The following is a 9,894-nucleotide window of genomic DNA, read 5'->3' on the forward strand; positions in this document are numbered from 1 at the left end:
GGTCGCTGACGTGCTTCAACCGGTCACGCACCCCGCGTAACGGCCCGACCGCGAGTGCGTGCCAGCCGGAGGCGCGCTCCATCGCCAGTGGAAGACCGGGAACCGGATCGCGCCCGCAGACAACACTCCAGACGATCCAGAAGGCGACATTCACGTCGAGACCTGCATCCTGCAGCGACAAGGCAGCCGCCTTCACCGGATCATGGGCATAAAGCCCGGTAGAAAAGGTCCAGAGATCCGGCAGGGGCTGCAAGACCATCAGGCCTTGCCCTTGCGCGAAGCGCCGGGCCGGCGGCCTTCGGTTATGTCTTCGCCCCAGCGCCGGGTCGGATCCCAGTCCAGTCCGAACAGATCGAGCGCCCGGCCCACCGACTGGTTGACCATATCGTCCAGGGTTTCGGGGTGCGCATAAAAGGCTGGCAGCGGCGGCATGATGATCGCGCCCATCTCGGTCAGCTGGGTCATCGTGCGCAAATGGCCAAGATGAAACGGCGTCTCGCGCACCATCAGGACGAGCCGGCGGCGCTCCTTCAGGACCACATCGGCGGCACGGGTCAGGAGGCTCGACGTTACGCCAGTTGCAATCTCGCTCATCGTGCGAACCGAACACGGCGCGATCAGCATGCCAAGCGTCTGGAAGGAGCCCGACGCTATCGGCGCCCCAATGTCGGGGAAAGCATAGACATGGTCTGCGCGCGCTTTGATATCGGCAGGCTTCAGGCCCATCTCGTATCCGAGCGTCATTTCAGCGGCCTTGCTGGCCACCACATGGCTTTCCACGCCCAGCGTCTGCAGGGCTTCGAGCGCACGGATGCCGTAAATCACACCTGATGCACCTGACAGGCCGACAATCATGCGGCGGGGCAAGGACTTGGCTTCAGACATGGGAAACCCTTCCGCTATACGGACATTTTTCACCATTGATAGACCAGCCCGTTTGATGTTTCACTTGTCGTCCTTGATCCAGCGAAGGAGGCAAACATGCCAGCTGAAGCGCGTATCCGTGAGCTTGACCAACGTCACACGCAACTGGAAAGCCGCATTGAGAATGAACTCAAGCACCCTTCCGCAGATACGCTTCGTCTCGCAGAACTCAAGAAACAGAAATTGCGCCTGAAAGAGGAGATTGAAAGCCTCCGGCGCCGACATTGACGCCTTTTGCGACAATGCACCACAGATGATGAAGGGCGGGCTGGTTTCAGCCCGCCCTTTTGCATTTGCATGCCCGCACCGATGGACCCGGCCACCTGCGCGTGACTATCATGGCCGCTCGATAGGACCGTATCCCGGGAAAGACCTGCCATGATGAATATTGCGCGCGTAATTCTGCTCGCAGCCGTAACCGGGCTTGCCGCTCCGGCCTGTGCGCAACCGCCAGCCGGTGGTGCGCAAGGCACCGGGGTCTGCCCGGATGCCAACACGGCCATGGCCGACGGCGATGCCGAAGCTGCCGTCACGGCCCTGCGGGCCTGCCTCTCGGCACGCCTGCACCCCTGGCAGACCGAAGCCGAACTGCGCGTGCGTCTGGGCGCCAGCCAGCTTGCGCTGGGTGACGCGGAAGGCGCCCTTCTCACCTATAATCAGGTGCTGGCCCTGCTCGGCGACAATGGTGGCAATACCGACATTCCGATCGTACGGCGCAACCGGGCTGTCGCCCTGTTGCAGCTCGACCGGCCGCAGGACGCGCTGGATGACCTACTCATTGCCGAACGCGGCATGGCATCGGACGATTTTCTGCACATCCTTCTGGGTGGTGCCTACATGGAACTCGACCGCGGCGCAGAGGCCATTGCCGCCTATGACACGGCCATTCGCCTGGCACCGGACTCGCCAGGTGGCTGGGTCGGGCGTTCGGCGGCCTTCATCGAGCTGGAGCTCATGGACCGGGCGGTCGAGGATGGCCGCGAGGCCGTTGCCATCGCGCCCGAAGACGGTTCAGCCCTCAACGCCCTGTGTTGGGCGCTGGTAAAAGCAGAACGCGCGAGCGAAGGCATCGATATCTGCCGGTCCGCCGTAGCGGCGGAACCGGAATCGGGCGCCATCGTGCACTCCCTTGCCGCTGCACTGGAACAGGTCGGAGAGGTGGACGAAGCCGTGCCGCTTTTCGCGCGTGCCTACGAGCTGGAACCTGACAACACCACCATCGCCGATGATTACGCGCGCACGCGCGACGCAGGTGGCCGGTAAACCTTCACCGAATTTCCAGACGGAGACGTGCCCATGGCCGGGTCAGATCGTGTTGCCATAGTGACCGGGGGTGCCAATGGCATCGGCGCTGCCTGCGCCCGCAGGCTCGTCGAGGAAGGCGTTCGCGTGGCGATTGCCGATACCGACAAGGCCAATGGCGAGGCCCTCGCCAACGATCTCGGTGCTGCCAAGGGCCGGGCCCTGTTTCTGAGCTGCGACGTGTCGGACAAGCTGTCGGTGGCCAATCTGATGGCCGAGACGCTCTCAGCCTTTGGCCAGCTCGACATTCTCGTCAACAATGCGGCCATTCTCGCGCGCGGCGACATTCTCTCTCTGGACATTGCCGATTTCGACAAGGTGATGGGGGTGAACGTACGCGGCGCGTTCCTGGTGGCACGTGCAGCCGCGCGCCAGATGACCCGCCAGATCGAGGATGAGGACACGCGCGCCGACGATGCCCGCCGGCGCTATGCCATTATCAATATGAGCTCGATCAATGCTGTCGTGTCGATTGCCGACCAGCTCGCCTATTCGGCGGCCAAGGGGGCCCTGAACCAGATGTCGAAGGCCATGGCCCTGTCGCTGGCGCCCTACGGGATCCGGGTCAATGCCATAGGCCCCGGCTCTGTGAACACGGACATGCTCAAGGGCGTGAACGAGGACAAGGCCGCCATGGACACGGTCCTGTCCCGCACGCCCCTCGCCCGGATCGCCGATCCGGACGAGATTGCGTCAATCGCGTGGTTCCTCGCTTCTCGCGAGGCCAGCTACATCACCGGCACCTGCATCTACGCCGATGGCGGGCGCCTCGCGCTCAACTATGTGATGAAGCGCGAGGACTACGAGGACTAGTCGTCGTCCTCGTCGCTACCCGGAGCGCTCTTGCCGAACAGCTCGTCGAGCGTAGTCGGGCCGGTGGGCGCGGGCGCCGTTTCCTCGGCGGGACGCAGCACGTCCTCCTCGATCTTCACCGTACCGGCTTCTTCCATTTCCTTGCGGCGGGCAGAGGCCTTGCGGACCTGCTCGTCCAGATCGATCTGGCTGCACAGGCCCAGAGAAACCGGATCGGTCGGCTTGATATTGGCCGAGTTCCAGTGCGTGCGGTCACGCACGGCAATGATCGTGGTCTTGGTGGTGCCCACCAGCTTGGAGATCTGACCGTCGGTCAGTTCAGGATGGTTGCGCACCAGCCAGGCAATGGCGTCCGGCCGGTTCTGGCGGCGCGAAAGCGGCGTGTAGCGCGGCCCCTTCTTGCGCGCCGTCTCCTGCAGTTCGGCGTATTTCGGCCGTGTCGCCTGCATCCGGTAGGACGGATCGCCTTCGGCCTTCGAGATCTCTTCAGACGTCAGCTGGCCCGATGCAATCGGGTCGGAGCCGCGCACGCCCGCCGCAACATCGCCATCAGCAATGCCTTTGACTTCCAGGCGGTGCAGGCCACAGAAATCGGCGATCTGTTCAAACGAGAGGCTCGTATTGTCGACCAGCCAGACGGCGGTCGCCTTGGGCATGAGAATGTCGGACATGGCAACAGGCTCCTTGTCGAGAGGGGGATGCGCCGGAGACATAAGAAAACCCGGCGCGGTCCGCCGGGTTTCGGTCGATCCGACCCGTTATCTGCGTGTCAGCGACACATGAGCGAGATGACGGGGTTTGCGGTGCTTATAACGCGCCCTTGCTCTGCGTGAAAGGGGGTATTCCTGCACCGGGCACCGCTCAGGGAATGAGCAGTATCTTGCCGATATGGGCCATGGAATCCATGCGTTCATGGGCTTTGGCTACATCCGTCAGTGCAAAACGGGAATCGATCACGGGGCGCACCTTCCCCGCCTCGACCCAGGGCCAGACATGGGCCTGCACCGCCTTGGCAAGCGCTGCCTTCTCCTCAGCCGAGCGGGCACGCAAGGTCGAACCTGTCACCGTCTGGCGTTTCAGCATAAGGCCCATCAGGTCAACCTCCACCCGCGACCCTTTCAGGAAGGCGATCTGGACTAGGCGTCCGTGCCGGTTCAGCACGGCAAGGTTTTTCGCCACATAATCCCCGCCCACCATATCGAGAACGACATCGGCTCCGCCGGCAGCCTTTACCCCTTCCACCCAGTCGTCCTCGCGATAGTTGAAGACATGGTCAGCGCCCAGCGAGCGGCAGGTTGCACACTTCTGCGCGCTGCCTGCCGTCGTCATCACGATGGCGCCATGCGCCTTGGCCGTCTGGATTGCCGTCGTGCCGATGCCGCTGGAGCCGCCATGGACGAGAAGGCGTTCGCCGGGCTTCAGCGCGCCTGTGTCAAAGACATTCGTCCAGACCGTCATGACCGTCTCGGGAAGTCCGGCAGCGTCAACGAGATCCACGCCGTCCGGTACCGGCAGGACGGCGCTGGCATGGGCGCGCACAATGTCGGCATAGCCGCCGCCCGCCACAAGCGCGCAGACGCGCTGGCCTTCCGGCAGGCCCTTCACCCCTTCACCCACCGCCAGTACCGTACCGGACACTTCCAGTCCCAGCCCTTTCGGCGCACCGGGCGGTGGCGGGTAGAAGCCCATCCGCTCGAACACGTCTGGCCGGTTGATCCCGGCCGCCGCCACCTCGATCAGCACCTCGCCCGGTGCCGGAGCCTCAAGCACGATCTCTTCGAGGCGTAAGGCATCGGGGCCGCCTGGCTGCGGTGCGGTCACGATGCGGGTGCGATAGGTGTCGGTCATGGCGCTTTCATCCGTGCGGCGGCGTAATTGAGGGGCGCATTGAACGCCAGTTTGCGCTATTCTCGGCCTCGCACAAAAGTCCTGTACAGCCGGGATGTCAGGGAGGTGAGCTTCATGTTTGACGATGAACTGCCACGCACAAAGCGTTCTGCCATCACTCCGGGCGAAGACATTTCGGCACTTTCAGTGGCCGATCTCGAGGAGCGCATCGAAACGCTGAAAGCGGAGATCGGGCGTGCAGAAACGATGATCGCCCACAAGCAGGACAAGCTGGGAGCGGCAGAAGCCTTCTTCAAAAAGGCCTGACTTTCCCGGCAACTGGCCCCAGCCTTGCTAGGCAGGGGGTCAAGACGGCATGCTGCGTCCCGTTCTGGTCTGCAGGTCTGCCGGAGTTTGAAAAGCCGCGCCGGACAAGGGCGCACGATACGCGTGAGGGGTCGAGGCGTGATGGACATCGATACCGGCAATGCCGGAACAGACAACGCAGCACGTGAAGCGGCAGTGCGTGTTGCCGACTTCGCAGCCTCGGAGCATTTCTCACGCCTCTTTCGCGAGGGCATGGACCTTGTGGAAGAGACAGCCAGCTATCTCGATGGTCCGGGCCGCGACGATGCCAAGCGCCTTGGCCGGTCCGGAGCCCTCGCCTACGCAGCCGAATCCATGACGCTCACGACCCAGCTCATGCAGTCAGCCTCATGGCTGCTTACACAGCGCGCGGTAAGTGAAGGCGAGATGACGCCCTTCGAGGCCGCAGGCGAGAAATACCGCCTGGGCGGCAAATCCCACCCGCGCGAAGGCATGTGGCCGGCAGGCGACGATCCCTGCCCGCCCCGGCTTGGCGATCTTGTTGCCCGCTCACAAAGCCTGCACGAGCGCCTGAAGCGCCTTGATGACAATCTTTTCCGCGAAGCCCCCGGCGGCGCGCCGGGACAGAACCCGCTTGCCGGACAATGGTCGGCGCTGGAAACGGCGTTTGCCGGGCGGGGCTAGCTTCACGCATTGCTGTCGGCCCTGTAGATCAGGGCATTGCCCCCATGGTCTCCAGCCTTTGCTGCAGGCTGGCCACCATACGTTCGGACTGATAGGCGATAAACACGCCGGCCCGCTCCCATTCATAAAATATCCTCGCGAAATCAGCATCGCTGCAAACTTCGCTCAAGGGCGCCGTCAGGACCAGAAGCCGTTCGTCCACATTATTATAAGATTCCGCGGGAGGAATGCGGTCGCCATACCCGACCAGGCTGTGGCGCTCGATGGGATGGGCCGAAAACCGCCCGCTCAGGAAGGCGGCATCCTGTTCCATCCGGTCCAGAAAGCGCTTCAGTCCAGCTAGCTGTGTGCTTTCCTCGTGGGACTGCCGCGCCCTCAGGCTTTCATCACTGGTCAGCTGAGCAAGGACGGTGTCGTTGAATTGCAGCACCGGCCAGCTTCGTACCAGATCAAGACCCCTCTCAATATCCGCACGCGCCTCATCCCCTTCCCGGCATTCCCTGAGCGTGTCGATGACTAGTCTGACACCGGCAAGGCGTTCGCTCCATGCCTCGCGAAACCGTATTGCCGCAGCAAGATTGGCCTCGGTTTCAGCGACAAGCTCGCGCTGAAGGAATGCAAAGCGCGCCCTGGCCTCGCGTGCCTCGTTCCAGTTGGCAAGCTGGACGGCGAGGAACACGCCCAGCACGACAATGAAGAAATCCAGAAAGACGGCGAGCCAGTTCTGGCTGCGCACATGTTCGTTGAGGCGGCGCAGGATCATGGCGTTGTGCGCTCCGTTCGCGGCTCACCAAGAGCCGTTTGTAGTTGAGTGCCGAGAATTTCGGCCTGTTGCTGCAAGGTGCGTGAGTCACCGCGCAGGCGCTCTTGTACCGCGCCCATTGACCTGAGGCTGTCAATGATCGCGGGCCTGGCACGTGCGGCTTCAATGAATGCGGCGCGGTCGAAATCAGGCGAATTGTCCAGGCGCCCGGAGACAATGCTGGCGCGTGCCCACGCATACTGTTCGCGTGTCAACAGGCCGCGAGTCGCGGCGCGGTAAGCGTACTGCTCCTCACGTAGCAGGCTATCCCACTGGCGGCTGGCCTGATTACGCGAATAATAGGAGGCAAGCGCGCGTTTGAGCTCGGAATCTCGCACCAGAGACAAGGCACCCGTGGAGATCATCTCTTCATAGGTCGCGTCGGTCGCCAAAGGCAGATAGGCATATCCGGCAAATGGCACACTGACGATCAAAGCCGCGTCGCTAACTGCATCTGCGCCAGACCCACCTTCAATGACGGTCAATAGCCGGTTTGCAGCCGCGTCGACCTGGTCGGCAGACCCGGCACCGGTCTGGCCGATCCATGCGTCAGCTTCCAGATCCATGATGAGTTGGGCGAGATAGACGCGCTCCCTTGCGCGCTCGCCCCGCGCCTCGTTCCAGGCATTGATCTGGAAGCCGATCACCACCCCGGCGATGACAATCACAAATTCGAGAACAACCGCGTAGTAGTTCTGTTCGCGGATCGCGCGTGAGATGTTCTGAAGGATCATCTGAAAGCCCCCGCCCTCTGGAGCGTTAACCATGGCGGAAACGGGCCTGCGGCGCAAACTTCCGGCGCCCGTGTCTTCAATCGGGCGCGCGGCTTGCCCCCGGAAGCGGGGAGTGCGTAGCGCAAGCCAAAAACGAAAAAACGCCCGCAGCTGAGGGGTGCTGCGGGCGCTCTTCTAAAGGCCACGGCCGTGTGAAGGTCACACGCGCCCAGGTGAGGGGGGTGGGCGGTTACACACCGAAGCCTTTGAACTTGTCCTTGAACTTCGACACGCGGCCGGCGCGGTCGAGAATGGTCTGCGTACCACCGGTCCAGGCCGGATGCGTGCGCGGATCGATATCCAGCGAGATCTGGTCGCCGGCCTTGCCGTAGGTCGACCGGGTCTTGAACTTCGTGCCGTCCGTCATCACCACTTCGATGAAGTGATAGTCGGGGTGGATATCCTGTTTCATGTGACGGCTCCCGCCTTCAATGCCCGCCACGCCCAGACCGGCCACGATCTGTGGTGAGCGGATCAAGTCTGCTAGAAATGAGCCGCGGTGTATATACGCGCAAAGCCTGCGGCGCAAGACCGGGCAGGACATAGAGAGTCAGTGCTTTTCGTCACAATGACTTAAGGCCGGAGGCGCGCTCCGGATTCCTGTGGAAATCGTCGCATAGGCCTCAATGCAGGACGCCTAGCGCGCTTCCAGCTTCAGCTCGATGCGCCGGTTGCGGGCATGATCAGCCTCGGTGCGCCCTTGCGCGATGGGGTAATGCTCGCCAAGCCCGGCCGCCATCAGGCGGTTGGGCGGCACGCCCTCGGCCACCAGCCAGTTGATCACCGACAGGGAACGGGCGGTCGACAGTTCCCAGTTGGAGGAAAACTGGGCGGACGGCCCCAGCGGGCGGACATCGGTATGCCCGTCCACACGGATGACCCATTCGATGTCGTCAGGGATCTCGCGGGTAAGCTGGATAATTGCGGCGGCTACGGGGCGAAGCCCTTCCTGCCCTTCGGGCGACAGCTCTGCCGAGGCAGAATCGAACAATATGTCGGTCTCGAAGACAAACCTGTCGCCGACCACACGCACGCCGGACCGGTTTCCGAGTATCTCCACCAGCCGCCCGAAAAACTCCGAGCGATACTGGGCCAGGCGCGCCACTTCACTCGCCAGCGCGGCATTGAGGCGCGAGCCGAGATTGATGACCTGCGTTTCCAGCTCCGCCTCGCGCGCCTCGGAGGCTTCCAGCGCGGCATTGAGGCGCGCCAGCTCCATGCGCAATATCTCCATCTGCTCGGACAGCATGGCGATGGTGAGCTGCGCCTCGTCGGACAGTTCCTCCGCCTCATCAAGCTGCGCACCCAGCGCCCCGATGCGCGCCGTGGTGTTCGCCAGCTGTTCGGAGAGGCTCTCATTTTCTGCCGTGAGCGTGCTCACCCGCAAGGTCAGCGCGGCGTTTTCCGCCTCGGCCATATTCAGCTCGCTGGCCAGCGCCGCAAGGCGCGCATTGAGATCGGCCAGTTGCTCGTCGCGCCCCGTCAGGGCGGTCGAGAGCGCATACTGACCGGTCACGAACACGGCGAGCAGGAAGACGATGACCAGAAGCAAGGTCGCCAGCGCGTCGACAAACCCCGGCCAGTAATCGCCGCTATCGGCTTCTCTTAGTTGCTGGAGGCGGGAAAGCGCCATGATCTACTGATCCCGGTCCCGGTTGATGCGCGCCTGAGCTTCGAGCGCACGCACCAGCACCTTGATCTCGTCACGCAGGAGGCGGGCAGACTCTCGATTGGCTTCGGCCGCATCATCGGCAAAGCGCGAAAGCGTCACTTCCAGCTGGCGTGTATGGCGCTCCATGGTGGAGGCCAGCCGGTCCACGGTGTCGGCGGTCTGTTCCAGAAGCGCGCCGACATAGGCGCTGGAGCTGTCGCCCTCACCGCCGCCCACGGGGCCAGCCGCAGACAGGCGCGAGATGGACGAAAGCCATTCCTCGATCTCGTTATAGAAACGGTTCTGCGCCCGGCTCGCCTGCAATTCCAGAAATCCGATGATCAGCGAACCGGCAAGACCGAACAGGGAAGAGGCAAAGGCCGTGCCCATGCCCTGGATCGGGTCTTCGATGGCCGCCATCAGGCGGGCCGCCTCCACTTCGCCCGCACCGGACGAGGTAGCAGAGACGGCACGCACCGCCTCGCCCACATCGGAGACCACCAGAAGCAGGCCATAAAACGTGCCCAGAAGGCCGAGAAAGATCAGCAGGCGTCCGAAATAGCGGGTGAAGGCGCCGCTTTCGGCCATCCGTGCTGCAACCGAATCCAGCACCACGCGGGCAGAGGCTGCCGACAGGCGTGCCCGCCCGTCCGCCGCATCCGTGATCAGCGCGGCCATGGGAGCGATCAGGGCAGGCGGATTGCCAAGCTGGCCCGGATGGGCGCTGTCACGCAGTTTCACCAGCCAGCGCGCGCTCGGCCCGATCGCGAGCGCCTGCTGGAAGGTGTAGA

At 63.2% G+C, this 9,894-nt stretch carries 14 protein-coding genes; 5 read left to right on the forward strand and 9 right to left on the reverse strand.

Features of this window, described 5'->3' with window-relative positions:
* Together ACTS2Z_RS10300 and ACTS2Z_RS10305 are read right to left on the reverse strand one after the other, a co-directional pair.
* Window positions 1-259, reverse strand: a 259-nt coding sequence (locus ACTS2Z_RS10300) for a DUF2390 domain-containing protein (RefSeq protein WP_442573124.1), incomplete at its 3' end; no start/stop codon positions are given.
* On the reverse strand, window positions 259-885 hold the full coding sequence (locus ACTS2Z_RS10305) for a UbiX family flavin prenyltransferase (RefSeq protein ID WP_442573125.1): 627 nt from the start codon (window positions 883-885) through the stop codon (window positions 259-261). The genes ACTS2Z_RS10305 and ACTS2Z_RS10300, both read right to left, overlap by 1 nt.
* Window positions 886-981: 96 nt before the next feature.
* Here ACTS2Z_RS10305 and ACTS2Z_RS10310 point away from each other — a divergent pair, with 96 nt between their 5' ends.
* The 3 genes from ACTS2Z_RS10310 to ACTS2Z_RS10320 all read left to right on the forward strand — a co-directional run bounded on the left by ACTS2Z_RS10310 (window position 982) and on the right by ACTS2Z_RS10320 (window position 3,039).
* On the forward strand, window positions 982-1,152 hold the full coding sequence (locus ACTS2Z_RS10310) for a YdcH family protein (protein WP_442573126.1): 171 nt from the start codon (window positions 982-984) through the stop codon (window positions 1,150-1,152).
* Between the two features lie 150 nt (window positions 1,153-1,302).
* On the forward strand, window positions 1,303-2,187 hold the full coding sequence (locus tag ACTS2Z_RS10315) for a tetratricopeptide repeat protein (protein ID WP_442573127.1): 885 nt from the start codon (window positions 1,303-1,305) through the stop codon (window positions 2,185-2,187).
* A gap of 33 nt (window positions 2,188-2,220) precedes the next feature.
* Window positions 2,221-3,039, forward strand: a complete 819-nt coding sequence (locus tag ACTS2Z_RS10320; RefSeq protein WP_442573128.1) for an SDR family NAD(P)-dependent oxidoreductase — start codon at window positions 2,221-2,223, stop codon at window positions 3,037-3,039.
* Here the strand turns inward: ACTS2Z_RS10320 and ACTS2Z_RS10325 are convergent.
* Both ACTS2Z_RS10325 and ACTS2Z_RS10330 read right to left on the reverse strand, forming a co-directional pair.
* Complete coding sequence (locus ACTS2Z_RS10325; protein WP_442573129.1) at window positions 3,036-3,710, reverse strand: DUF1013 domain-containing protein; 675 nt, start codon at window positions 3,708-3,710, stop codon at window positions 3,036-3,038. The two genes, ACTS2Z_RS10320 and ACTS2Z_RS10325, sit on opposite strands and share 4 nt — an antisense overlap.
* Before the next feature lie 190 nt (window positions 3,711-3,900).
* A complete protein-coding gene (locus tag ACTS2Z_RS10330; RefSeq protein WP_442573130.1) occupies window positions 3,901-4,887 on the reverse strand; it encodes an NAD(P)H-quinone oxidoreductase in 987 nt (328 codons plus the stop codon).
* A gap of 114 nt (window positions 4,888-5,001) precedes the next feature.
* Between ACTS2Z_RS10330 and ACTS2Z_RS10335 the strand changes: the two genes are divergently transcribed.
* Together ACTS2Z_RS10335 and rcdA are read left to right on the forward strand one after the other, a co-directional pair.
* Window positions 5,002-5,193: a DUF1192 domain-containing protein gene (locus tag ACTS2Z_RS10335; protein ID WP_442573131.1), complete on the forward strand. Its 192-nt coding sequence runs from the start codon at window positions 5,002-5,004 to the stop codon at window positions 5,191-5,193.
* Window positions 5,194-5,334: 141 nt separating this feature from the next.
* Window positions 5,335-5,877 (forward strand): protease adaptor protein RcdA, encoded by a 543-nt coding sequence (rcdA, locus tag ACTS2Z_RS10340; RefSeq protein ID WP_442573132.1) that lies wholly within the window; start codon window positions 5,335-5,337, stop codon window positions 5,875-5,877.
* Between the two features lie 28 nt (window positions 5,878-5,905).
* Here the strand turns inward: rcdA and ACTS2Z_RS10345 are convergent, their stop codons facing one another.
* The 5 genes from ACTS2Z_RS10345 to ACTS2Z_RS10365 form a co-directional block, all read right to left on the reverse strand.
* Window positions 5,906-6,640, reverse strand: a complete 735-nt coding sequence (locus tag ACTS2Z_RS10345) for a hypothetical protein (protein ID WP_442573133.1) — start codon at window positions 6,638-6,640, stop codon at window positions 5,906-5,908.
* A complete protein-coding gene (locus ACTS2Z_RS10350) occupies window positions 6,637-7,413 on the reverse strand; it encodes a hypothetical protein (protein ID WP_442573134.1) in 777 nt (258 codons plus the stop codon). Before ACTS2Z_RS10350 ends, ACTS2Z_RS10345 begins: the two co-directional genes overlap by 4 nt.
* Before the next feature lie 229 nt (window positions 7,414-7,642).
* Window positions 7,643-7,864 carry a 50S ribosomal protein L31 gene (gene rpmE / locus ACTS2Z_RS10355; protein WP_442573135.1) on the reverse strand — a complete coding sequence of 74 codons (222 nt, stop codon included), beginning with the start codon at window positions 7,862-7,864 and terminating at the stop codon, window positions 7,643-7,645.
* Between the two features lie 225 nt (window positions 7,865-8,089).
* Window positions 8,090-9,085 (reverse strand): peptidoglycan -binding protein, encoded by a 996-nt coding sequence (locus ACTS2Z_RS10360; protein WP_442573136.1) that lies wholly within the window; start codon window positions 9,083-9,085, stop codon window positions 8,090-8,092.
* 3 nt (window positions 9,086-9,088) lie between these two features.
* The coding region (locus ACTS2Z_RS10365; protein ID WP_442573137.1) for a hypothetical protein at window positions 9,089-9,894 on the reverse strand (806 nt) is incomplete at its 5' end.

Source organism: Glycocaulis sp. (assembly GCF_052168375.1).
GTDB lineage: Bacteria > Pseudomonadota > Alphaproteobacteria > Caulobacterales > Maricaulaceae > Glycocaulis.